Here is a 25845-nt window from a genome sequence, read left to right on the forward strand (position 1 = left end):
CCTAATCTCTCAGCTCTTTACCGGTTATTTCCAAAAATACATCGTTTAAGGTTGCTTCTTCCGTCTGTAGATTGGCAAAAGGAATGTTTTCCTGTTCCAAATAGCTTAACAATGGCAGCATGCTTTCCTTCAATTCCATCGTCCGTATCACCAGATGCAACTCATCGTAGCTGATATCCAAAACTCCCGGCAACTCATTGATTGCTTTTAATTGGGTTTGTGAAATTTCTGGAACTTCTAGGATCACTTTTTCGTTGGTGCGAACCATGTTTTTCAACTGTTCCTTGGTACCTTCAGCAATTACCTGACCTTGATCAATAATCACGATTTGGTTGCAGAGAATTTCTACTTCTTCCATATAGTGAGTGGTATAAACAATCGTGGCACCCTGACGATTCAATTCCTTGATGCTTTCCAAAATTTTATTGCGACTTTGGGGGTCGACTGCAACGGTAGGCTCATCTAGAAAAATCAGCTCAGGTTTGTGGACAATACCACAGGCGATATTTAACCGACGCTTTAGTCCGCCGCTTAGCTGTTTAGGAAAGAAGCGGCAAAATTCTTCCAGACCAACTAAGGAAATCACTTCATCAACATATTGATTGCGAGTTTTCTTGTCATTTACATATAAACCACAATAATAATCGATGTTGTCTCGAACTCTTAATTCCTCAAACACAGCGATTTCCTGAGGTACTACGCCGATTTTTTGTTTAATGTTGTATTTTTCTGGACTCATGTCTTCACCGAAAATTTTGATGCTGCCACGATCGTAAGAAAGCAGCGATAGCATGCAGTTAATCGTAGTAGATTTCCCACTGCCGTTTGGTCCTAGTAATCCTAAAATTTCTCCTTCTCGTACTTGTAAGTTTAAATGGTTAATGGCCGTGAAATCGCCATAGCGTTTGACTAAGTTTTCAATTTCGATCATCATGAGGAAAAACTCCTTTTCTTTTTCTTATTACAATGACTATAATGGAAAAGAAGTAACAGGAATAGTGAAGATATGCTAAACCCACTATGACAAATGTCATATTATCAGGAGGTGCACATGACAAAATATATGTATTGGTTAGAATACCTCTTCTTTTTTATCATTGGAGCTCTCTTATTATTTAGTGAAACTTTTCAACCGACTAACGTCTGGTATATTCTAATAGCTCTTCTATTTTTGGCTCCTGCACGGCTGTTGCCGATCAATTTGGGATCGTGGCTAACCTTTGTTGCTGTGCTAATTACAGGGATCTTATGGCCCAATATGCTCTTTTTTATGCCTGCAAACCTACGAATTATTTGGCAGGAGCAAGCTAAATATGACTGGCTCGTCCCATTTAGCTTGCTGATTGTTTTGCTTCAACCGGTCTTGCCATTATTCATCCGCCTAATTCTAATCAGCTTGGCTGTTTTTTCCTTGTATTTGTGTTTGAGGGATCGTGATTACTTGCGTTTGAGCAATGAACTTTTACAACTGAAGGATGATAGCTGGGAGAAACAAGAACTATTGAGAGAGCAAAACGAAGAGCTACTGCGAACCCAAGAAACCTTTGTAGATTTAGAAGTAGCAGAAGAGCGGAACCGAATTGCTCGAGACATTCACGACAATGTCGGTCACCTACTTTCCAGCGCCATTATCCAATTAGGAGCCCTGGAAGCAATTAATCAAGAGCCTACCATGCAAAAATTGCTGATCCAATTAAAAGAAACCATCCATACCGGTATGGACAGCATCCGTCAAAGTGTTCACAACTTGCATAGTAATTCATTAACCCTGGAAAAAGCTATCCAACTGTTATTGGCAAATTTCCGCTTTTGCCCAGTTATAATAGAAGGGATTATTCCCACATCACTCGCTAAAGGACAGGAAAAGGTCATTCTAGCAATCATAAAGGAAAGCCTATCTAACGTGATGAAACACAGTCAAGCTACTAAGGTCCAGCTGATTTTTGACGAATTACCCGCTTTTTATCGCCTGAAAATTCTGGATAACGGAAAATTAATTCCCGAAAACCCTGAAATCAGCAGTGGGATTGGGTTGACCAGTATGCGCCAACGGGTTCAGAAAATTAATGGACAGCTGCATGTCCATCCTTCTGACCAAGGATTCCAACTCAACATTATTTTACCAAAGGAGGCACCCGATGATACGAGTAGCTGTAGTTGATGATGACTGCCTAGTAACAGAATCATTAAAAACCATTTTAGAAGCCAGCGGAGAAATTATCGTTGTTGGCACTGGTAATTCCGCTCCAGAAGCGGTGGCTTTGTTTCTAAAGGAGCGGCCGGATGTATTGTTAACCGACATCCGTATGGGAGAAAGTACTGGCATACAAGCTGCCAAGGAGATTCTGCAGCAAGTCCCGGATGCAGTAATCTTACTGTTGACTACCTTTTCTGATGATGAGTATATTCGCGAAGCCTTGAGCTTAGGGGTCAAAGGTTACTTAATCAAGCAGAACCTGTCAGCTATTGTTCCAGCTATCAAAGCAGTGAACAGCGGACAATCCGTATTTGGTACTGAGATTGTCGGCAAACTGACAGAAATTTTACAAAATGGTCCAGCTAAAAAGGTTCACGATTATCAGCTGTCGGATCGAGAGGAAGCTATTTTGTTAGAGGTGGCTCACGGCAAGAACAATAAAGAGATCGCCGAAGCACTTTTCTTAAGTGAGGGAACTGTGCGAAATTATCTCAGCCAGCTGCTAGAAAAATTAGAAGTCCGAGATCGAACTCAGCTAGCCATTTTTTATTATCAAGAGTATCAATAGACAATAGATAAGTATTGCTCATAAAAGATATACCGACCTTAGATTGCTAGTTTATATAACTATTCGAAGGTCGGCATTTTTATAAATAATCCTTCTATAAATCCAAACCTATATTTCTTCCATTATTTCCATAAAGAGAAATGCCCCTCATGCTATACTAAAAACAGACTATTTGTAGGAGGAATTTTATGAAGGATGCAACTTATTGGAGCGAGCAATTCAAAGATAAGAAGATAAGCTTGCCTGAATACTATAACGAGTTAAATAAAAAAATAGAAAAACACAATCCGACCCTGAATGCTTTAGTGGAATGGTCTTTTGAGGAATTACAGCAGCAAGTCGAGAGCATTTCGTTCAAAGAAAATTCCCCTTTCGCTGGTGTACCAATCACTTTGAAAATGTTATCTGGTCAAGACAAAGCTGGTTGGAAATCTACTAGCGGCTCGCGATTATTTGCTGACTCATTCGCTGGAAAAACTGCCAACTTTGTAAAAAAATTAGAGGAAGTAGGCTTTATACCTGCTGGACAAACCAATGCTCCAGAATTCGGCTTTAAAAATATTACGGATCCAAGCCTTTATGGACCGGCAAGAAATCCTTGGAACACCGCTTATTCACCTGGCGGTTCCAGCGGCGGTGCGGCAGCGGCTGTAGCCAGCGGACTATTTCCCATTGCTGGGGCTAGTGATGGTGGGGGATCGATTCGAATTCCTGCTTCCTTTTGCGGATTAATTGGGCTAAAACCTACTCGTGGAACAATACCAACAGGTCCAGGAGGCTGGCGTGGCTGGCAAGGAGCCTCCATTGATTTTGCCTTGACTGTTTCTATGCGGGATACGGAAAAATTATTCTATGCTTTACGAGGAAATGACAAAGCAGCTCCGTATCATCCTCCGAGAGATGAATGGCAGCAACACGCAATTCCAAAATCGCTAAAGATTGCTTATCTGACAGGCTCTCCAGTTGGCACTCCTGTCTCAGACGAAGCAGTAAAAGCAGTGGAAAGCAGCTTAAAGCAGCTTACTGCCTTAGGACATGTGGTCACAGAAATTACTTGGCCGGTTGATGGACACCAGTTGATTCAAAACTATTATTTAATGAATGCTGCTGAAACCTCTGCGATGTTTGACGGTATTCAACAACAATTGGGCCACCCACTTACTATAAATGATATGGAATTAATGACCTGGGGAATTTATCAATATGGCGAAAAGGTGCCTGTGAAGAAATATGTACAGGCCCTAAACCAATGGGACCATACTGCTGCTGCCATGGAAGAGTTGTTTACTCAATATGATTTATTCTTAACACCAACTACGGCCTTTTCCGCACCAAGAATTGATGAAGATCTGCAAAGCAATACTATTCGTGAAACTTTGGTTGACGCTGAAAAACTTAATGAAGATCAGTTAGAAAAAATGGTCTATGATATGTTTGAAAAAAGTTTGGCTCTTACCCCATTTACCCAACTGGCTAATTTGACAGGTCAACCAGGCATCAGTCTACCTACGCATCTGACAGCTGAAGGTCTGCCGTTAGGAATTCAATTCATGGCTTCAAAGGGACGGGAAGATTTGTTACTAGCAATCGGTCGTCAACTAGAGACTCAGAAATCCTTTATTCTACCTGAGACCTATAAAGAATAAAGCAAGAATTCGTTTATGATAAAATGAAAAATGGCTGGACAAATAATTGTCTGGCCATTTTTTCATTAACTACATTCATTAGAAAGATAATTTCCCAGCAACCTTGGCTTTAACATTTACAGCCTGTTTGGGTAAATAAGCCAATGGAATCACTTCAATAGAAATCGTTGCTAATGCTTCTTTGGCTGCACCAGCTTCCACCGCCGCATTTTCTGCTGTTTGAAGTGCTTGGGCTACCACTGCCTCTTGCGTCGTTCCTTCTAATGAATAGACCGAATTCACTTCGCCAGAAACTTCACCTAAAGCAGCACCAATCGCATTCGCCGCATCATAATTTTCGGGAATGATCACTTCTGAAACACCACTCATTTTCTGGGGTAAAATAATACTTCCACCACCAACTAGAATGACTGGTACCTCGCCACTATCAGTTTTCATCTGGTCAATTGCATCTTCGATTAACTCCTTAATTTTTTCTTTGGCACCAGCTACTAATCCTTCATCCAAATGCGGTGATTGCGCACCTGTTACTTCGTGATTTTGACGATTAGCGATAGCAATATCCGTCGCACAAAGCGTCTTCCCTCCAAATGATAAGCTTTCCTCTAAAATACGATAGCCTAAGCTTTCAGGTCCTACCTTGATTGCTTCATCTTGAGTGATAATCGTTCCACCACCAAGTCCAATGGACAATACATCCGGCATTCTAAAGTTCGTACGAATACCACCAATAACTGTTGCTAAAGAAGATTCACGAGGAAATCCCTTCTTCAAAACACCAATATCAGTAGTCGTCCCACCAACATCTACTACAAGTGCATTCTTTAAGCCGCTCAAATGTGCAGCCCCCCGAATTGAATTGGTCGGTCCACAACCAATTGTTAACACAGGATAACTTAATGCTTTGGATAAATTCATTAATGTACCATCATTTTGGCAAATATATACATCTGCTGAAAGTTTATTTTTCATGAGAGCTTGTTGCAAGCCTTGAACCATTTCGACAATAGTCTTCGTCAAAGCGGCATTTAGAATACTAGCATTTTCTCGCTCCAGTAATCCTACAGAACCAATTTCACTAGAAAGTGTGACTGGTACATTTAGTTCTTCCGTCACTATTTCAGCAACAAGTCGCTCTTGCTGATCATTCACTGGGGAAAAGACACCAACTATCGCAACAGCCTCCACTTTCCCTCTCAATTCTTGACAAGCTTCGCGGATTTCTGCTTCATCGATTTCAGCTATTTTATCACCATTGTATTCATACCCGCCTGCAACAATAAAAGAACGGCAGTCCATCTTAGCGGCAAGATCCTCAGGCCAGCCCACCATCGGTTCAACTGAAGTAGTTGCTGGCTTTGCTAGTCGTAAGATTCCAACTTTGCTTAACTCTTTGCGTTGAACAATTGCATTTGTACAATGGGTGGTTCCCAACATAACAACTTTAATTTCTTCCGCTGGAATATTCGTTTTTAGTAATACCTTTTGAATAGCTAGATCGATTCCTTGACTCACATCTTCCATTGTAGGGCTCTTTACTTTCCCAACGCATTGCAGCTGTTCATCTAAAATCGCACAGTCTGTATTCGTTCCGCCAACGTCAATCCCAAGTCTATACATTTGCATTATCTCCCATCAAGTTCTCCACTGGAACGTAATCAATATCATAGCCAAAATATTTGGGTCCGGCGACTTCGATTCCGCGAGTCGTTCGCCACTTTGGATCACAAGGCAGAGCGATCATATGAACTCGAGCACCATATCGTAATGTTTCTGTTGTGATTGGTCGTCCTGTTTCATGGTCTAAAGCACAAATTAAATCAGGTGTAGAAGCGACGACTGTTCCATTTTTTTTCGCTAGTAATAGTTCATTTTGAAAAAGAACTTCTAATTCTTCATCTTTGTTTTTATTAATACCAGTTAATGTTGTACGTCCACGAGTAAAACCACCTTCAACGTTGCGTTCAATGTGATTGATCTTCCCTTCAAAAAGTGAGTACCCTTGTAGCATATCTAACAAACCGTCTACTGGCGCAGCAGAGTCAGTTAAGCGGAACAAAGTTTCTCCTATTTTCTTAGCTAGACTTAAAGTCCCTCGAATTCCGCATTCTTTTACGACTTTTCCTGGAAATACATTATCGACCATATTCGCATTTCCACCCATGACATCAGTAATCGAACGAGCGATCTTTTCTGACCATTCACCATTTTTAGGGTAATAAATAACCCGGTTTCCCTGGCTGTCTGCCATTGCAACCACTTCTGGTTGGTAGCCCTTCAGAAAGAAAGTTACCATTTGTGATTCTGGAAATGCGCGTCCCATTGCATCAGCGTCTACAATCGGTAAACCCATTTTTGCGGCACAAGCAATCGGCAACAATGAATTTCCTCCACCGATTTCAATCGGCATAATTGCTTGTGTCTTCTCTTGGAAAAAATCTTTTAGAGCCTCAACTGGTGCGAAAATTTCTTCCTCGGCAGCAATTTTTTCATTTGAAACCGAAGGCGCTCCAATCGCTCCTACCGGCATAACCATCGCTTCGTCATCCAGCTCATCAACGCTTAAAACTTTTACCGGTCCATATTTCTGCAATGCCTGAAGTGCCATTAATTTACCAACAAAAGGATCTCCACCACCACCGGTTCCTAGCAGTGTTGCTCCTGTAGCAATATCATTTAAATCATCTACTGTGATCCATTCCATTTTCTTAATTCCGTCCTTTAGTTAGTTTCGTTAAAATAAAATAGCAAATCCCTGCTGCGATAATGCCGTCCAAGGCTGAGATATTTGTCATTGTGAATAAGCCAAAACCTGCAGGTGGGGCACTTGTCATAAAGGCAACTATACTGCCGACCACCCAAGAAATGATCGCAATGGGATAATAATCTTTCAATTGACTTTCATAGGAAAATTCGTATTTTTCTTTGTAGAAAAAATAATCAATCATGTAAATACCCGCAATTGGTGAGACCAAGACAGTGATAATTGAAAGAAAGGTTTCGAATTTCCCGTAAATCCCCAACATAGCCATTAGAATACCTAATGTACCGCTAATCACTGTGATTAGTTTAGGATTTACCTTACGAAAAACGATCGAAAAATCCAATGAAGCAGAATAGAGATTATTGGTATTAGTCGTCCATTGGGCTAAGGTAAGTACCAAAATTGATGGGATCCCCAATCCTAAGGCAAAGAATACGGCAGTCAAATCAGCAGTGTCCATAACTTTCACCAAAATTAACGAGATAATGATCATAAAACTATTCCCTACTGTAAAACCTATAAATCCAGCAATCATTGCCTCTTTCGGGTTTTGTGCCCAACGTGCAACATCCGGTGCCATGACGACTCCTACCATATAAACCCCAATAACTAAAGAAACCGCTAAACCAAAAGTGATTGGCGTTCCTTGAGGCGGTGTAGCTAAACCGGAAGTTCCATTGTTGCTAATTGACATGATTGTGGCAACGATGATTAATACAGCCAATAAAGGTACCGAATACGTACACAGCTTTTCAATCGCTTGATAGCCCCAAAAAGCCGAGAGCATCATCAGACCACCACCAATTAAGGAAAGTAGCCATAACGGCATAGAAGCCCCTGTCAATTGAGCAATCGCACCACGAATATTTTCCGCAAAAAAGCCGATTTGTACACCAAACCAACCTAAGGATGATATCCCCATAATTAATCCCATCAAGGCTGCGCCATTTTTGCCAAAGGCTACTCGAGAAATCATCCCCGTAGACAAGCCAGCTTTCGCTCCAACATAAGTAGCACCAATTGCCAAAATACCTAAAACAATAGAACCAACCATTATCGCCGCAATAGCAGTCCAAAAATCCATTCCCTGAGACAAAGAAACACCCATGAACATACCAGATAGATCAATCCCGATAGCAATCCAAACCATGCTAATGGACAACCAACGTTTCCGCTGACTTTCTGGCACCCGCTCTCTCTCGTAATTTCCCGTATTGTTTTCTACAACCTCTTCCATAAATCCCCCTCATTTCTGAATTTTCTGACAAATAAATATTTTTAACATTATAGCTAAGACCTTCTTCTATAGCTATGTTTCAGCGACTAAAAACAAAAGAGTCATTTGTCAATATCGACAAACGACTCTTTATATCAACAATATTTACGATAATGAATCAAACTTTTTACCAATAGATAACGAGAGGAAGTATGTGAAAAAGACACATCTAATTGTTCTTGCGCCTTTTTAAGACGATATTTTATCGTATTATTATGCAGAAATAGTGCTTCAGCAGTTTGATTTATGCTTTCATCATAATCTAAAAAGTAGGCAGCTAAGGTTTCGATCATCTCTGCTTCTTTTAGATACTGAAGTAACTTAATAGGAACAAAATTAGTTCCTACATCCATCAATAAACTTAGATCTTCAGGAACAAACACCGATGCTTTCGGAAACACCCGGATTAGATCGTTCAAATTGTTCTCAATCAGCTGCATTTGCTGATGGACAATTGCGAAAGAAGAGATATGTTTGGCTTGAAATAAGAACTCAGCAGGAGTCTCTGTTATTGATTGCTCACCTTTTTTTATACTCGTCGAATTCCCTATCAACCATTCAAATTTTGCATCTTGGTAATATAAGTTGTTTTGGTATTCTTTGACTAACTCTTTTAAGCGTCCTTCACCCTGCTCCTTGTAAAAACAGTAGAAATCTAACGGTTGATTCACGCGGATTCCAGCTTTTTTTGCTAAGAGCTCAGCCATGTTAAAGTCCTTTGTTTGACAAGCAAAAAAGAATTGCTGGCTAGTATTCAACAATTGCTCTTCTCCAAAAAACTTGATCATTCCTTCAATCATCCTTTGTAAACTACACAACTGAGAATCTGACAATGGCTCTTTTCTAAAAACAGACAATGAGTATCCATGGTGCAATGTTGGCAATTCTAAAGGTGTTTTCGTATAAAAATAAAGTAATTGCTGCAATTCAATCACTGCATTTTTTTGTTTTGCTGCATCCGATTGCTGAAGATACCCTCTCAAATGCTGATCTAAACTCCTAGGCCAAGATTTTGAAACCAGTATCTCTTGTTCCTCGTTCAGCAAAAAAAGACTGCACTTTAACTTATCAGATAAAATGCTTAGCCCCGTTTCAATTTGATGCTGGTTTTGGGGTAAATTACGTATAGTTTCCATCAGGATATCTTGCTGCTCTATCAACCAAGAATCCTCGCTGTTTACATACGTCAACACTTCGGTAATGACTTCGCTATATCGCAGTTCCATCCGATTTTCTGGCATAATAATCAAGATCATTTGAAGCTCTTCCATTTTTTTGATCAACTGGGGAGATACTTCTGGCATGATAATTCCTACATAATAAAGAATAATCCCTAGTTGATTATGCTGGTGTAAAATAGAAACAATCTCTAGCTGCTTTTGAAGATTATCAGCGATTTGAGCAAAAGAAGTGATAACGAATTCGTTCCCCGAATACTCCCCTTTAAGAGGCATTTTTCCATAAGCCTCTGGCTCAGAAACTTCTAAAACAGAAACCGTCGTGACTAATCGCTCCAATTGATTCTCACCGGATAACACCCTAGCACCTTTCATAGATGGAATTTTTAGCATATCTTTTACATTCATGGGATCATTCCTTTCTTGCACATCAAGCCGAACAGTCTCCTAACACGATAAAATCTTTGAGACATATGAGTCTGCACTTCGTACTAAAATGGTTGATAGATTTCTTTACTTAGTTTCTTTAAATTAAACCATAACATACGTAATTTCACTAATAATAATTTATTCAAGATCATTCATGTGTTAGTAAGATCGACAAAAAATAGTGATCCGAACCAGCCGTTTCCCTAAAAAACTTTAATTGACTAGGTGTATTGACAACTAGTCAAAAGTTTTGGTAACCTTTTCATAAGGGCAATTGTTGATCTTGACAGTTGTTATTAAAATAATAGATAGGGGATGTATACATGTTTGATTTAACAGGAAAAGTTGCAGTCGTTACTGGTGCCAGCAGTGGTTTGGGACGAGATGCTGCTATCGCCTACGCTGAAGCAGGCGCAGATGTTGTCTTACTGGCAAGAAGACTGGAACGCCTAGAAGAAGTTGCTGCAAAGATCAAGGAAATGGGTCGCGACGTTTTAGCGATTAAAATGGACGTAACCGATGAAGAAAGCGTTAAAGCAGGTATTCAGCAAGCATTTGATCATTTCGGACACTTGGATATTTTGTTAAACAATGCCGGAATCGCTGTTGGCGGTGGTGTGCACCAATTATCCGTTGAAGACTTCGACAAATCAATGAATGTTAACGTCAAGGGGATTTTCTTGGTAAGCAAATATGTAGTTCCTCATATGATGGACAACAAATACGGCCGAATCGTCAATGTTGCTTCCATCAATGCTATTATTGCTGACAAGGCAGATGTCTTCATTCGTCATTCTTACAATGCCAGCAAGTCAGCTGTACTGGGCTTAACTAAAGGGATGGCTGCTTCTTACGGTAAATACAATATTACCGTTAACGCTATCGGACCTGGTTTGTTCGAATCAGAAATGACTGAAAATACTTTGTTTAAATCAGATGATTTCCTGAATTTATACAATGGTACAAACCCAATGTGCCGTCCTGGAAAACAGGGTGAATTGAACGGAACGATTATTTACTTCTCAAGTGATGGTGCCAGCTATACAACTGGACAATTTATTGTTGTTGATGGCGGCGGAGCGATTGTGTAGGTTCATAAATGATGCAACAAACGCAGGTTGGATAGCCCAGCCTGCGTTTGTTTTCTATAGCAGCAATTTTTTTTGATAGCGATATGTTAAATAGAAGAAAATACTGTAAACTACAAACAAGATTCCAAAGAATAGATAAACAAACCAATAATTGGCACTTTCTACCACCTGTGAAAGAACATAGATGGCAAAAAAGCTATGGATCATCCCTAAAAGCACTGGTGGGAAGAACAACATCTGATTTTCTCGATAAATAAGCTGCTCCAAATTCTTTTGGCCAATCCCCAAACGTTTCAACAAACGGTAACGCTCTTTTTGTTCACTCGTATCTGACAATTGACGCAAACTGACGGTGCTGGCAGTGATAATGATAAAGGTCATCACCACAAAGGTAAAGACAAATAACGACAGACCAGAACTGCTACGATTTTTCCGATAAGTTTCCTGATAAGTGGTGTAGTTGCTGCGGTAAGAAGTATACGTATCAAGATTTTCTGCTCCAAAGTCCCCTGCGACAACCTCTCCTGTTAGCTGCTGGTTCTGCCAATTTAAGTCAGCAGTAATTGGTGCAATCCAATCGGCTTCTATATTTTTTGCTATTAACTGATTCAAAACGTCTTCTTGTTGATCAGCTACTTCAACTGCGTCAATTTGGTAAGTGATTCCTTGGATGTTTTCAAAGGTATTGTCAGTCACCACTAATAAATTTCGGGCATAGCGTAGTGTTGGATCACCTAGATAATTCGTTTCCAGTTGTTGAATAGTCAAATTTCTACCCACCAAATGAACATCCCGACTGTAATGCCAATAATCCTTGAAAATCGTTTGAAATGGTGTCATCATCACGGCTGACACAGAACTGTTTAAACTTATTGGAGCCAGATTGGGACTAAGTTTGCGGAACTTTTGATAAGTAGACAACGCGACTAAATCTATCGGTTCGGGTCGCTCCTCTACTCCTTCACCAGGAAATTCCAGCTTCTGCAATCCGCCAACTGTTTTAAAAGTCAGTGTTTGATGCTCATAAGTTAGCTTCTGTTCAAGTGTCGGTTGAATTTTTTCAAAGGCCTCATGATCCATCATTAAGGAAACGGGTGCTAGTTCTGGCACACCCCCCATCTGAATCGAGACCATGGCAGCAGTAGCGCCTAAAAAAGTTAGCGCCAGTCCAAGCAGAATCGTTACCGACCCCAAGAAATTTCGTTCACGGTAAGAGCGAAACAGGCTGTCACTGCGAGAAAGCAGACGTAGATTTTGATAACTAGTTTTGGTTCTCCGACTATAATACCAACGCAGAGTATAACCATAAAATAGGTAGGTGCCCACTACACACAACGTAAAGATGCCAATCATCGTATAAAAATTAGCTAATAGAAAGCCGACTCGTTCAATCAAGGATCTTACGATAGTCAAATAGTAGACAGCCGCAGCCCAACCAAGCAACAGCATTGTGACACCTAATACAGCCAATCCATTTTTCCAGCCATTCAACTTAGAAATCTGACGGTGGAGCTTTCTTTCCTTCCGCTTAGAAGTTAACTTATAGCTGGAGACCAGCCATAAAGTCTGAAAAGAAACTAGACCCAGTACCACCAGCAAAACCAACCCCGTCCCGGCAACCGCACTAGTTGAAAAGAAAAAAGTAACCTGTAAGGAAAGATCCATGGCCTTTAACAGAATCATGCTGAACAGCCGTGAGAATAGAATTCCTAGCAAAATCCCGCTGACAAAGGAAAGCAATCCGATAAACAGCAGCTCAAAAATAAAGACTAAGCAAATTTGATAATACTTCAATCCATACAAATGAAAAATAGCAATATCTTCACGGCGATTTTCAATCAGAAATCGGCTAGCACTCAGCATGAAGAAAATTAAAATAAAGACAATCATCATATTGCCCAAAGCCAGCATCGAAATAACATTGCGCGTGGTATCGGCACTGCGTTGCAGCAATTGTTCATTAGTCATGGTGGTAAAAGAATAAAAGACCATCACGGCAAAAACCATACTAAAGAAAAACAACAAATACCCTCTAGCCTGTTTCTTAAAACTCTTCCAGGCCAATCTGATCAGCATTTGTTTTCCCCCCTCCACCAATAGTTGCTTGCATATCTATCACTTTCTCAAAGAAAGCTTGCCTTGAGGATCGACGAACGATTTCCGAAAAGAAACGCCCATCTTTAATAAAAAGTACGCGATTACAGTAACTAGCAGTGTACGGATCATGCGTAACCATTAAAATCGTTGTATCTTCATGCAAATTGATTTCAGCTAAATAGTGTAAAAAATCCGCTGATGATTTCGAATCCAGTGATCCAGTCGGCTCGTCAGCAAAAATAATTTTTGGCTGCGTGATTAAGGCGCGAGCCGCTGCTGTTCGTTGACGCTGCCCCACCGAGATTTCTTCGGGGTAACGAGACAAAATCCCTTCAATACCCAAGATACGAGCATAATGAGTTAAACGGTGTTGCATTTGTTCGTAAGACATTTTCTCAACTGTCAGGGGTAGCAAAATATTATCTGCTACGCTCAAGCTATTAATCAGATTAAACTCTTGAAATATAAAGCCGAGCTTTTCCCTCCGAAAATCGGTCATTTGGCCGTCCTTCATCTGAGTGATATCCTGACCATCAATCTTCACAGTCCCCATTGTAGGCAATAATATAGTAGATAAAATGTTCATCAAGGTAGTTTTCCCTGCGCCACTTGGTCCCATAATTCCGACAAATTCTCCTTCTTCAATCGAAAAATTTAGATCGCTTAATACATTAACTTTGTCTGTTCGAGCACCGTAGCTCTTACTTAGATGTTGCACATCAATCATTTTCTTCATATTATTTAAGCTTAAGACTAGCAAAGCCTGCTAGCATCAGCCTTTCACTTCCTTTAACAAATTATTAGTCTATTTCCTCAGAACTTTTCTGTTTTATCCTTCCATTTTATGGTATCATATCTAAGGCTAAATAAGGTGACCAACGACTAGTGATTGTCTGACAAATTTGTCATCTGGTCAGAAATTGGTCAAATTTTTTTTGCGTTATTTTTCACAAAAACAAAGGCGATGGCCTGTAGTTTTCATTGAGCTTTTCATTTCAGAACACACTATATATAGTGTGTTTTTTCTTTTCTTAAGCATTTTTGCCACTATATATCGTTGCAACCTAGTAAAAAATACTATATGATAAAGAAGTGAAATTTAGAGGAATGGAGTGGTTGATATGATGGAAATGAGAACCAACGACGCTTTAGCTAGCGAAGTTCAACCAACTCTCAAGGAAATGAGAGTCATCAAACGCGACGGCCGCCATGTGGCCTTCGATGATCAAAAAATTTACGATGCATTGATCAAAGCAGAGACAAAAATCCATGGCACAATTGATCCTTTGGCCCACGGACGCATCCAGTCAATTGTTGAACGAATAGACGGAGAGCTTGCCCAACGGTTCACAGATAATGTAAAAATCTACGAAATTCAAAACATTGTAGAGCACATTTTACTGGAGAGCAATGAATACGAATTGGCAGAGGAATACATTAACTACCGGACCCAACGAGACTTTGCCCGCAGCAAAGCAACTGACATTAACTTTACCATTGGCAAATTGATTAACAAGGATCAATCTGTTGTAAACGAAAATGCGAATAAAGACAGCGATGTCTTTAATACCCAGCGGGATTTAACTGCCGGTATCGTTGGCAAATCGATTGGTTTGAAAATGCTGCCGCCTCACGTGGCCAACGCCCATCAAAAAGGCGACATTCATTACCACGATTTGGATTACCATCCATACACCCCAATGACCAACTGCTGCTTGATTGACTTCGAGGGCATGTTAAACAATGGGTTTAAAATCGGGAATGCCGATGTGGAAAGTCCAAAATCAATCCAAACGGCTACTGCGCAAATCTCACAGATTATTGCCAATGTAGCTTCTAGCCAATACGGCGGCTGTTCAGCTGACCGGGTGGACGAATTATTAGCACCTTTTGCGCGCTTGAACTTTGACAAGCACATGAAAGATGCCGAAGAATGGATTGAAAATCCAGACCGGCGTGAAGCCTATGCTAAACAAAAAACCCGTAAAGACATTTACGATGCGATGCAAAGTCTGGAATATGAAATCAATACCCTGTTCACTTCCAACGGACAAACACCATTCACCTCACTTGGTTTTGGTTTAGGCACAGATTGGTTTGAACGAGAAATCCAAAAAGCTATCCTACAAATTCGGATTAACGGTCTGGGAATTGAAAAGCGCACAGCGATCTTCCCTAAACTAATTTTTACTTTGCGCCGTGGGGTAAACTTGGAAGCTACTGATCCAAACTACGATGTGAAACAATTAGCTTTAGAATGCGCAACTAAACGCATGTATCCGGATATTTTGAATTACAATAAATTAGTTGAACTAACTGGTAGTTTCAAAGTACCTATGGGTTGTCGTTCCTTCTTACAGGGCTGGAAAGACGAAGACGGCAAAGAAATCAACGTTGGCCGGATGAACTTAGGTGTTGTAACGCTGAACTTGCCACGAATTGCCATGGAAGCTGCTGGCGACCGCAGTAAATTCTGGAGCCTGTTGGAAGAACGTTTGCAAATAGCTAAAGATGCGTTAGTTTTCCGTATCGAACGTTGTAAAGAAGCTATCCCAGCAAATGCGCCAATCCTGTATCAGTATGGTGCATTTGGCAAACGATTGAAACGCAACGACTCTGTGAATGAATTGTTCAAGAATAAACGCGCAACTATTTCATTAGGCTACATTGGTTTGTACGAAGCGGCGGCGGCCTTCTTTGGTGGTGACTGGGAAAATGATCCTAAAGCCAAAGAATTTACCTTAGATATTTTGAAAGACTTAAAGCAACATACAGACTCATGGGGCAACGAATACGGCTACCACTTCAGTGTGTACTCAACACCAAGTGAAAGCTTGACTGACCGCTTCTGTCGTCTAGACTTAGAACGTTTTGGCATCGTTGATAACATTACAGACAAAGAATACTATACGAATAGTTTCCATTATGATGTCCGTAAGAACCCCACGCCATTTGAAAAATTGGACTTTGAAAAGGATTATCCTAAATACTGTTCAGGTGGGTTCATACACTATTGCGAATATCCTGTGTTGCAGCAAAATCCAACAGCCTTAGAAGCAGTTTGGGATTACGGCTACGACCGTATCGGTTACCTTGGTACCAACACACCGATCGATCGCTGCTACGAATGCGACTTTGAAGGTGATTTCAAACCAACTAAACGCGGCTTCGAATGCCCACAATGTGGAAATCACGATCCGAAATCTTGTGATGTGGTGAAACGTACCTGTGGTTACCTAGGCAACCCACAACAACGTCCTATGGTTCACGGTCGTCACAAAGAAATTTCTTCACGCGTTAAACACATGAATCAATAAAGGCTAAGCAAATTAAAATGAATAAACCAAGTGGCTGTGACGTTTTAAGTCACAGCCACTGAAAACCGTATAATAGGTGTAACTGAAGTAGCTCTTTCGGAAATGAGTCGGATAATCACAAAAATATGAGCAGCTATTTTCGGATTATCCGGCTTATTTCTCGGAGCTGAACACTTCCGTCACAACCTCTTCTTCAAAGAAATTAGGTGAAACAATTGCGAAATCCGCAGCCCAAAGAATGGTTGGCTAGCGAATTAAGTCAACACTATATTGCTGATTACAAAGCGTTTAATTTTGTCGATGGTGAAGGTGTACGCAACAGCCTATATGTCAGCGGCTGCCCCTTTGCTTGCGAAGGCTGTTTTAACGTAGCTGCGCAAAATTTCCACTATGGCAAACCTTATACTCAGGAGCTAGAAGAGCAGATCATCAAAGATACCGTCCACGATTATGTACAAGGAATTACCCTGCTGGGAGGAGAACCTTTTTTAAATACCCAAGTCTGTTTGCAGTTGATTGATCGATTGCACGCTGAATTTGGTGAAACAAAAGATATTTGGTCTTGGAGCGGCTATACTTTTGAGGAACTGTTAGTAGACAGCGAGGATAAGCTCGAAATGTTAAGCAAGATTGATATTTTAGTTGATGGTCGTTTCGACATTAACAAGAAGAATTTAATGCTGCAGTTTCGCGGTAGCTCTAATCAGCGAATCATTGATGTGAAACAATCTTTAGCAAAAGGTGAAGTTGTAATTTGGGAAAAGCTTCACGACTCAAATAAAGCTTTTGAACAAGTGAAAAGAGACAACTTAATTTAAAAACAAACCGGACGCAACTGAGCGCGCATCCGGTTTGTTTATTGTGACCTCCGATACTATCCCCTTGTCTCTTGCTGTAATTCCATTTAAAGGGCACCTTATTTCTTCTTTAACAACACCAAAATTTCTGATGTGATTGTTGCTAATAAGTACGTTCTTCCCACAAAGGCAAAACAATATTTTCGTAAGCCATTGGATCTAAATTGGTTAAGGTAATTCCTAACAATCGGATACCTTTTTCAACCCCGCCCACTTCTTCCCAGATTAAGCGGGCCTGAGAAAACAGATCCTCTTTTTTTATTATGTAATAAGGCAACGTTATGCGCTTGGTTACTGTTGTGTAATCAGTATAGCGGATTTTAACTACGACGGTTTTTCCATGTCGTTGAACGCGCCGCAAAGCTCCTTCCACTTTTTCTGCCAATTGGCGCAACTGAGCCAAAACTTCTTCTTCGGTTGTCAGTGATCGACCATAAGTATGCTCCTTGCCCACCGATTTTCGTTCCCGAGTAACCGAAACCGGTGAATCATGAATTCCACGGACTTTCCGATACAAAGAATAACCCATCTTGCCAAATTCCTGAATTAGGAACATTTCACTCTTTTCATATAAATCAGCACCAGTAAAAATGCCTAGCTCATTCATCTTCGGCACGGTTTTCTTGCCGACACCGTGGAACTTTTCAATCGGCAACTGTTTTAAAAACAACACTGCCTCATCTGGTGAAATCACTGTCATTCCTCTTGGTTTATGATTATCAGAAGCTAGCTTGGCCAAAAATTTGTTGTAACTGATCCCTGCTGAGCAAGTTAAGTGTACCGCATCCCAAATATCACGTTGAATCATGCGTGCTACTTTAATTGCTGAACGAATCCCCATCTTATTTACAGTAACATCTAAATAGGCTTCATCAATCGATACGGGTTCAATGACATCAGTATAGCGATGAAAGACCTCACGAACTTCCTTAGAGACTGCATTGTATTTTTCGTGATTTCCAGGCTTGAAAATGGCCTGGGGACAAAGTTCGTAAGCTTTTTGTGCACTCATTGCCGAGTGAATGCCATATTTTCGTGCTTTGTAGTTGGCAGTGGTTACTACTCCCTTGCCACCAGTATCCGAGGGATGGCGCGCGATGACTAACGGATGCTTTGCCAGCTCTGGATCATCCCGTTCTTCCACCGATGCAAAAAAAGCATCCATATCAATATGTATAATTTTTCTAGAAGTATCATTTTTCAAAGGAAAATACAGCTCTGCCATCACGTATCACCTGCCTTTACCTCTCTATTATACCCGAACGTGCGTTCAGTGACAAATGAGTAACTACCTATTTTTTTAATGAAGCATGATGGCTATCTAAAAAAAAGAAACACCCGAAAATTAATTCGAGTGTTTCTCACAGTCTAAAACTGCCTAACGTTCAATTAAGTTTACTTTTCGAATTAGTAACTTATCTGTCCCACGAGGTAGTTCTTCCATTTCAGCCGTAATTTCAGCATAAATGATTTTATTATTTTCCCGACGTCTTAATTGATAAATGATTTTCCCTGTTTCATTCAATTCCCGCAGCAATTCCGTTACACCACCGAAACCAGTTTTTTTAGTGATGAAACCCATCGCAACCATTCGTTCATCTAAGTGACGTACCGAAACAACTGCACCTTTAGCAATAGCAGAACGCAAAGCGGCAGCTAATTCTTCTAATTCTTCCGGAACCGGCAATTCACGTTCAACTGGCTGGTGTTGTTTATCCCGTAATTCTGTTAATTCTTCCAGTAGTTCTTCGTACTGTTCTTTAGTCAGCATCACGCCCGCAATCTTTTCGCGGTTAAAGACATACACACCTGTTCCAGCCTTGCGCGCCTGCGCAAAAACATCCATTGGTGATTTCTTCACTTCCGTGATGGAAGATGTGGGAACATCTAGTTTCTTCAATTCCATATCTCTCTTCCCTTCAGCCTCGTTCTTACAATTATAGCATATTAGGGAAATGGAAAGGCAGTCTCGCTCTTTTTACTTAAAAAATATTGATCTGCTAAGTCGACTAGTTCATTAAAAGAAATGTCATCTAAATAAATTGCTTCTTCCACAACATCGGCAGCTGGGGGAATACCTTCAATAATTAACAAGTCGTAATTGAGTGAATTATCTTCTAAGACTGGAGAAAAAATAACTGGGTAATTTAATTGAATAGCTCGATTTAACTGAGAGCAAAGTTGCTGAGTTTCTTCATAAGAACCGTCAAGCTTTAATCCCAAAGAAAATGCCGGTTCGACTAGACTATCTGGTGATATACGTTTCAAAACAGAGTATAATGCCAAAGCTAATTCCTCAATTGTACAATTGAAAAATAGGTTCAATTCCCGCTTTATTTTTTTACTGGCTGCAGCTAACTGGTCTAAACTTTTTGGTGGCCGTTGAGCACTGCTAAAATAAGCTGCGGGAACTCCTAGCCATATTTCCAAAAGTAAATAGAAAAAACGTATTCGTAAAATTTCAGTAAATTCTCGTTCTATCTTTACCGCATTTGTAACGATTGCTGTCACCCGATCAGTGGCCTGGTAGAGAAGCGTGCTTTGTTCTTTGTGGCTTTCATAGAATTTTTGACGGCGCTTTGCGTCAAATATCTGGTATTCAAAATACAGCAAGCAGCCCAATTTTTCTGGGAGACCTCTGCTGGTTATGAATGCTGCTAGAGAATCTGGTTCGACAATAAGCTGCCTCCATGTTTCGAATTCCTTATTAGTTATTGGTGGTAATTTTAAAGATTGCCAGCACTTTGATAACTCTTCAGGAGTATAATACACGGTGAATTCCTGTATATATCTTAACTGCAATCGCAACAACAGTGGGATAGGTCCTGTTATTCGTTGCTGCTGGTAATCAACCCATAAGTTATATGGCAACAGACAATCATTTAAACGCCGAATAACCGATCGTTTTTGATCAAAAGGCTTTTGCCATAACGCCTTGTAAAAAAGCTGGAACTGCTCACTTTCACGAAGTATTTGCTGATAGCAAGCTTTGTATTTATGCCAATCTTTCCAGACAACTAGATTTTTCTTTTCAAAGCTCAAGTGATATGTTTTTTCTAAATCCCACAAGTAGCGCCGCAGCGTTTTGCTACTGATTTTTACTTCATAGGCTAATTTTTCTAGTGGATACGCCCTATTTTTTAATAAAGTTAGAATCGTTAGATAACGGCTTGTTTGTTTTTCTGTTATGCTCTTCCAAAACATACTCTCCCCCCTTGAAATAACCATAGCATAAACAAACAGACGTACCGATTGAACTTTTTTAATTCTTGTTAATAAAAAAAGTAAAACGCCTGAAAATTAATTCAGACGTTTAATAATAATGCATTTATGGCGACAATTATTGTACTCAATGACATTAGTACTGCTCCTAATGCCGGACTTAACAAAATACCAATCGGTGCTAAGACGCCAGCTGCCAAGGGAATAGCGACAATATTGTAGCCTGCACCCCACCACAGATTTTGAATCATTTTTTTTCGTGTTTTGTTAGCTAATTGAATAAATCTTAAAATGTCTGCTAAATTATCGTTAGTTAGAACGACATCGGCTGAATCAATCGCAATATCTGTTCCAGCACCAATCGCCATTCCTATGGTAGCCCGCGCCAGTGAAGGTGCGTCATTGATACCGTCACCCACCATCATGACTTTTTTCCCTTTTTCGGTATACGACTTAATAATTTTTTCTTTGTCGTCTGGCAGTAATTCACCATAAAACTCATCCATGCCAAGATAATTAGCAACAGCTTTTGCTGCTTCATTGTTATCACCAGTCAACATCACTGGTTGAATGCTTTTAGCCTTCAAATCAGCAATGAATTGTTTAGCATCATCTTTGATGGTGTCCCCCAATGCAAAGATAGCGGCTAGTTTGTCATTTATCAATAAGAAGGAGATCGTGTTGCCTTGCTGTTGGTAACGTGTCAACTGATCTTCATCAATCGTTAAACTACGTTTTTCAATTTCTTTTTGATTAGCTAAAAGAACCTGTTTGTTCTCAACCGTTCCTTCAACACCTACTCCATTGATGGCTTTCACATCATTAGCTTGTGCCGGTGTAATATCTTCTTTCTTCAAATAATTCATCACGCCAATTGCTAAGGGGTGATTGGTCTGGGCTTCTAAGGCGCCGATATATTTCAGTGCAGTTTCTTTATCAATTGAGGAATCAAGTACTTCTACGCCAGTTACGGTAAATTCACCTTTTGTTAAAGTTCCTGTTTTATCCAAGAAAATATAATCCATCTCATTCGCCTGCTCCAACGCTTGACGATTTTTCAGCAGTAAGCCATTGCGGGCAGCTAAAGAAGTTGAACGAGCAATGACTAACGGAATTGCTAAGCCCAACGCATGGGGACAGGCAATGATAAAGACCGTTACCATCCGATTTAAGGCTTCTGGTAAATCAGCAACCACTAACCAAACGACAAAACTAATAATCCCTGCTGCTAACGCAATATAAAAGAGCCATTTAGCAACCTTGTCGGATAACGATTCTAGCTTAGATTTTTCACTTTGAGCCTGACGTACCATTTTCATGACTTTGGCTAAATAGCCATCTTCTCCTGTGCCAGAAACTTCCACTTCGATTGTGCCGTTGCCATTGACCGAACCACCAATAACTTTATCTCCGACATTTTTGCTGACACCTTTGGATTCACCGGTTACTGCAGATTCGTCAACCGTGGTGGAGCCTTTAATGATATTGCCATCGGTTGGCATTTTGTCGCCAGCTCTTACCAGTAATTGATCGCCCGTTTTAACTTCTTGCAGCTTAACTTCTTTGGTACTGCCATCTTCCTGCAGCAAGTTTACTTCATCAGGTAAGAGCTCTGCCAATTTCTGCAACGCACTGCTGGCATTCGACACTGCATTCATTTCGATCCAATGGCCTAGCAGCATGATGACAATCAAGGTGGCTAACTCCCAGAAAAAGTCCATCACATGCGCCTCAGGATTAATCCAATTTACTATAAAAGAATACAAACTATAAACATAAGCTACTGTAATTCCCATAGTAATCAACATCATCATAGCAGGACTTTTGGCTTTCAGTTCACTTTTTGCTCCTGAAAAGAAAGGCTGTCCACCATAGAAGAATAAGATTGTCGCTAAAATTAAGACTACCCAATCAGAACCAGGGAAAGTGAATTGGAAGGGAAGATTAATCCCCATCATTGGCGACAGTAAAATAATCGGGATGGCTAAAACAAGAGAAATCCAGAACTTCTGCTTGAAATTCCCCATGTGCATCGAATGATCCATCCCTCCCATATCACCATGATCGCCATGGTCCATATGCATGTGATCCATGTCCTCCATGGAATGATTCATTTGTTGATGATCGTGATGTTCATGGTGCCTTGCATGTTGTTCCTTTGACTCTTGTTTCATTGCTAATCCCTCCGGTTTTATATTTTTTTCCGGTTCAAACTCAAGGAATTAATCAAAACACTAACAGAACTAAAAGCCATAGCTCCTCCGGCAATAATTGGATTCAAAAATCCTAATGCTGCAAAAGGAATGCCAATTACATTATATAAAAACGCCCAAAAAAGATTTTGCTTAATTTTTTTCAACGTCAGCTTTGATAATTGGATGCTTTGACTGATGGAAGATAAGTCACTGTTCATCAACGTAACATCGGCTGTTTCCATGGCAATATCTGTTCCGCTGCCCATGGCAATACCGATATCGGCCAATGCTAGTGCGGGCGCATCATTGATTCCATCGCCCACCATACCAACTAATTCATTGGTTTGATGAAGTTCTTGGACAACTTCCGCCTTATTTTCCGGCAGTACTTCTGCGACGATTTCTTCCGGGGTCAAACCAACCTGCTGGCCAATAAAACCAGCTGCTCGTTGATTGTCGCCAGTAACCATCTTGACTTTGATGCCGTGATTCTTCAATTCTTGAATTGCTTTCTTAGAGGAAGATTTGATTTGGTCACTCACCGCAATTCCGGCTAAGACCTGTTGGCTATCAGCTAAGAACATAACTGTTTTACCTTCTGCCTCTAAATCCAGCATCTTTTCCCACTCCGCCAATGAAAATCCACGGGCAGTAATTCCTCGTTTTGAACCGACAAAATACTCTTCACTATTTATTTCACCAACTATTCCCAAACCTGTCAAACTTTCGAACTGGCTGACGGGTAAAAGGTTGGTTTCTTGCTTGCCATAGGCTACGATCGCTTTAGCCAGCGGATGCTCTGATTGGTTCTCCAAACTGGTTAAAATCGCTAAGGCATCTGGTGTTTTACTTTCAAATTCAGTGACTACTGGTTTCCCTTCGGTGATGGTTCCTGTTTTATCTAAAATGATTGTCGTCAAATGGGCGATTTTTTCTAGTGCACCGCCGCCTTTAATCAAAATGCCGTGTTTAGCACCTAAGCCAGTTCCCACCATGATAGCTGTTGGCGTTGCTAGACCTAAAGCACAAGGGCAAGCAATTACTAATACCGAAACACTGTGGACAATCGCCTGCTGCCAATCGCCAGTGATCAAACCCGTGGCAACCAAAGTAAGCAAAGCTACACCTAAAACAGTCGGCACAAAGACTTTCGAAATTCGATCGGCAATTTGCTGAATCGGTGCTTTCTGACCTTGAGCTTCTTCCACCATCCGGATGATGCGGGAAAGCACCGTCATGCTGCCAACTTGAGTCGCTTTTAATTGAATGGTTCCAGTAGTGTTCATGGTTCCGCCGAAAACGGAGTCCTCGACTTTTTTATCAACTGGCAAGCTTTCACCCGTCAGCATGCTTTCATCAATGGTTGTTTGCCCAGAAACAATCAAACCATCTACTGGAATTTGTTCTCCTGGTCGCACTAAGACAATATCGTCTACCTGCACGTCTTCAATCGGAATGGTTACTTCCTGTCCATCCCGCAAAACAGCTGCCGTTTTGGCCTGCAAAGCCATCAACTGCTTAATTGCTTCGCTGGTTTTGGTTTTGGCCTTTTGTTCCAAATACTTCCCTAATAAGATCAAGGTGATAATCATTCCGCTGCTTTCAAAATAAAGATCGGAATTATTGGGATTGAAAAAGCCATTATAAATACTCAAAGCATAAGCCGCCGATGTTCCCATCGCCACCAGCACGTCCATATTGGGTGCCTTCGTTTTCAGGGCATGATAAGCCCCTTGATAAAAACGCCAGCCTACCCCGAATTGAACCGGTGTGACTAACAGCAGCTGCACCCAAGGAAGATGGAAGAAATGTACCCATCCGGCATGACTGCCTAGAAGCATTGCAATCATAGCGATCATTAAGGGCGCAGTCAGCACAGCGCTGACAATCAAGTCCCGCTTCATCTTTTTCAGATAATTAGCTTTTTCTTCGGCAATTTTTTGCTTGTGCTCGTCATCAAAAATGATGGCGCCATAGCCGATGTTTTCCACCCGCTGAATAATCTGATCCGAAGTCAGGCTGTCACCAAATTGAACGGTGGCCTTTTCCGTTGCCAAATTCACGGTAGCTTCCACCACACCAGGTGTTTCCTTCAGCTCTTTTTCTACCCGAGCCGAGCAATTGGCACAGGTCATCCCTGTGATTACATATGTTTCAACCGTCGCTTCTGACAATTAAACCACCTCAGTATCAAAACCTGCCGCCGTAACTTTTTCTGCGATCTGTTTAGCATCTACTTGTGCTTCGTCAAATTTTACGACACCTTCATTTTTCTTCAAGTTCACTTTTACCTTTTGAATTCCTGGTAGTTCATTAACCGCCTTTTCAACTGTTGCGACACAGTGGTTGCAGCTCATTCCGTTAATAGTAAATTTTTGTTTCATAATATCCATTCCTCCATTTTATATATTTTTATTTTATATCTTTAGCTACCATGGTGTTTGCACTCACACTGACCAGGGATACAGTTACATTCAATATTTTTTACTGGTTGTTTATCAGCTAATTGCTGTTGAATAAAAGCAATGTCCTCATTAGTTAAGTCCGCTTGCTCAATCAGCTCACCGATCGTATGGCCGATTCGTTTGGCACAAATGTGGGAAAATAAATTCTCCGTGGCACTTTGTACCGTTTCAGCTTCACTGACATTAGGGTAGTAAATGTATTTTTTTCCTTCTTGTTCAGTGTTTAAAGCTTCTTTTTTTACTAGGCGTCCTAGCAGCGTTTTGATGGTAGCCGGCTTCCAGTCCTTGCTTTCGCTTAAAACATCCACAATTTCCTGTGCCGTGGCTGCTTGCAGTGTCCAAACAACGCGCATGATTTCCCACTCGGAATCACTGATCTTTACTGGTTCTAACGTAACAGACATCTCGCCCCTCCTTTCCGATTACAATTGTAATTACAAATACAGTTTACAATTGTAATTGGAAAAGGTCAAGGAATAACCTCGCATTTTTTAAAATTTTTTTGCAGAAAAAAGACAGTCCAACGAATTTAGTCTCGTTGGA

20 protein-coding genes are annotated in these 25845 nt (G+C 40.7%); 6 read left to right on the plus strand and 14 right to left on the minus strand.

Annotation, left to right across the window (positions count from 1 at the left end):
- Position 1 precedes the first annotated feature (1 nt).
- The gene (locus IGI42_RS05650) at positions 2-934 is read right to left on the minus strand and encodes an ATP-binding cassette domain-containing protein (protein WP_438714851.1); all 933 of its coding nucleotides are present in this window, start codon (positions 932-934) and stop codon (positions 2-4) included.
- A 117-nt stretch (positions 935-1051) separates the two neighbouring features.
- Here IGI42_RS05650 and IGI42_RS05655 point away from each other — a divergent pair, with 117 nt between their 5' ends.
- The 3 genes from IGI42_RS05655 (at position 1052) to IGI42_RS05665 (ending at position 4411) form a co-directional block, all read left to right on the plus strand.
- Complete coding sequence (locus tag IGI42_RS05655) at positions 1052-2161, plus strand: sensor histidine kinase (protein WP_438714852.1); 1110 nt, start codon at positions 1052-1054, stop codon at positions 2159-2161.
- Entirely contained in the window at positions 2139-2765 is a 627-nt protein-coding gene (locus IGI42_RS05660; RefSeq protein WP_438714853.1) for a response regulator transcription factor, read from the plus strand. Before IGI42_RS05655 ends, IGI42_RS05660 begins: the two co-directional genes overlap by 23 nt.
- A 188-nt stretch (positions 2766-2953) precedes the next feature.
- The gene (locus IGI42_RS05665; RefSeq protein ID WP_438714854.1) at positions 2954-4411 is read left to right on the plus strand and encodes an amidase; all 1458 of its coding nucleotides are present in this window, start codon (positions 2954-2956) and stop codon (positions 4409-4411) included.
- A 78-nt stretch (positions 4412-4489) separates the two neighbouring features.
- Here IGI42_RS05665 and IGI42_RS05670 read toward each other — a convergent pair whose 3' ends face one another.
- The 4 genes from IGI42_RS05670 to IGI42_RS05685 form a co-directional block, all read right to left on the minus strand.
- Positions 4490-6031, minus strand: a complete 1542-nt coding sequence (locus IGI42_RS05670) for a hydantoinase/oxoprolinase N-terminal domain-containing protein (protein WP_438714855.1) — start codon at positions 6029-6031, stop codon at positions 4490-4492.
- Positions 6024-7115 carry a DUF917 domain-containing protein gene (locus IGI42_RS05675; protein WP_438714856.1) on the minus strand — a complete coding sequence of 364 codons (1092 nt, stop codon included), beginning with the start codon at positions 7113-7115 and terminating at the stop codon, positions 6024-6026. The genes IGI42_RS05670 and IGI42_RS05675 overlap by 8 nt, the downstream gene beginning before the upstream one ends.
- Positions 7116-7119: 4 nt before the next feature.
- Complete coding sequence (locus tag IGI42_RS05680; RefSeq protein WP_438714857.1) at positions 7120-8412, minus strand: cytosine permease; 1293 nt, start codon at positions 8410-8412, stop codon at positions 7120-7122.
- Between the two features lie 134 nt (positions 8413-8546).
- The gene (locus IGI42_RS05685; RefSeq protein ID WP_438714858.1) at positions 8547-10037 is read right to left on the minus strand and encodes a PucR family transcriptional regulator; all 1491 of its coding nucleotides are present in this window, start codon (positions 10035-10037) and stop codon (positions 8547-8549) included.
- A 344-nt stretch (positions 10038-10381) separates the two neighbouring features.
- On the opposite strand from IGI42_RS05685, the gene IGI42_RS05690 reads away from it, so the two are divergent.
- Positions 10382-11149 carry an SDR family NAD(P)-dependent oxidoreductase gene (locus IGI42_RS05690; protein WP_438714859.1) on the plus strand — a complete coding sequence of 256 codons (768 nt, stop codon included), beginning with the start codon at positions 10382-10384 and terminating at the stop codon, positions 11147-11149.
- A gap of 54 nt (positions 11150-11203) precedes the next feature.
- Here IGI42_RS05690 and IGI42_RS05695 read toward each other — a convergent pair whose 3' ends face one another.
- Both IGI42_RS05695 and IGI42_RS05700 read right to left on the minus strand, forming a co-directional pair.
- On the minus strand, positions 11204-13225 hold the full coding sequence (locus IGI42_RS05695; RefSeq protein ID WP_438714860.1) for an FtsX-like permease family protein: 2022 nt from the start codon (positions 13223-13225) through the stop codon (positions 11204-11206).
- The gene (locus tag IGI42_RS05700) at positions 13194-13982 is read right to left on the minus strand and encodes an ABC transporter ATP-binding protein (RefSeq protein ID WP_438714861.1); all 789 of its coding nucleotides are present in this window, start codon (positions 13980-13982) and stop codon (positions 13194-13196) included. The genes IGI42_RS05695 and IGI42_RS05700 overlap by 32 nt, the downstream gene beginning before the upstream one ends.
- Positions 13983-14367: 385 nt before the next feature.
- On the opposite strand from IGI42_RS05700, the gene nrdD reads away from it, so the two are divergent.
- Together nrdD and nrdG are read left to right on the plus strand one after the other, a co-directional pair.
- Positions 14368-16563, plus strand: a complete 2196-nt coding sequence (nrdD, locus tag IGI42_RS05705) for an anaerobic ribonucleoside-triphosphate reductase (protein ID WP_438714862.1) — start codon at positions 14368-14370, stop codon at positions 16561-16563.
- 215 nt (positions 16564-16778) lie between these two features.
- Positions 16779-17381: an anaerobic ribonucleoside-triphosphate reductase activating protein gene (gene nrdG, locus IGI42_RS05710; RefSeq protein WP_438714863.1), complete on the plus strand. Its 603-nt coding sequence runs from the start codon at positions 16779-16781 to the stop codon at positions 17379-17381.
- 142 nt (positions 17382-17523) lie between these two features.
- On the opposite strand, the gene dinB is transcribed toward nrdG, so the two are convergent.
- The 7 genes from dinB to IGI42_RS05745 all read right to left on the minus strand — a co-directional run bounded on the left by dinB (position 17524) and on the right by IGI42_RS05745 (position 25706).
- Positions 17524-18645, minus strand: coding sequence for a DNA polymerase IV (gene dinB, locus IGI42_RS05715; protein ID WP_438714864.1), 1122 nt, complete (start codon positions 18643-18645; stop codon positions 17524-17526).
- Between the two features lie 153 nt (positions 18646-18798).
- Complete coding sequence (locus IGI42_RS05720; protein WP_438714865.1) at positions 18799-19326, minus strand: type II toxin-antitoxin system Phd/YefM family antitoxin; 528 nt, start codon at positions 19324-19326, stop codon at positions 18799-18801.
- Positions 19327-19367: 41 nt separating this feature from the next.
- Positions 19368-20489 carry a hypothetical protein gene (locus IGI42_RS05725; protein ID WP_438714866.1) on the minus strand — a complete coding sequence of 374 codons (1122 nt, stop codon included), beginning with the start codon at positions 20487-20489 and terminating at the stop codon, positions 19368-19370.
- 236 nt (positions 20490-20725) lie between these two features.
- Positions 20726-22816: a heavy metal translocating P-type ATPase gene (locus IGI42_RS05730; RefSeq protein ID WP_438714867.1), complete on the minus strand. Its 2091-nt coding sequence runs from the start codon at positions 22814-22816 to the stop codon at positions 20726-20728.
- A gap of 17 nt (positions 22817-22833) precedes the next feature.
- On the minus strand, positions 22834-24972 hold the full coding sequence (locus tag IGI42_RS05735) for a heavy metal translocating P-type ATPase (protein ID WP_438717015.1): 2139 nt from the start codon (positions 24970-24972) through the stop codon (positions 22834-22836).
- A 39-nt stretch (positions 24973-25011) separates the two neighbouring features.
- A complete protein-coding gene (gene copZ, locus IGI42_RS05740) occupies positions 25012-25221 on the minus strand; it encodes a copper chaperone CopZ (RefSeq protein WP_438714868.1) in 210 nt (69 codons plus the stop codon).
- 41 nt (positions 25222-25262) lie between these two features.
- Complete coding sequence (locus IGI42_RS05745; protein ID WP_438714869.1) at positions 25263-25706, minus strand: CopY/TcrY family copper transport repressor; 444 nt, start codon at positions 25704-25706, stop codon at positions 25263-25265.
- Positions 25707-25845 lie beyond the last annotated feature (139 nt).

It is taken from the genome of Enterococcus sp. AZ109, from assembly GCF_051714625.1.
GTDB lineage: Bacteria > Bacillota > Bacilli > Lactobacillales > Enterococcaceae > Enterococcus_A.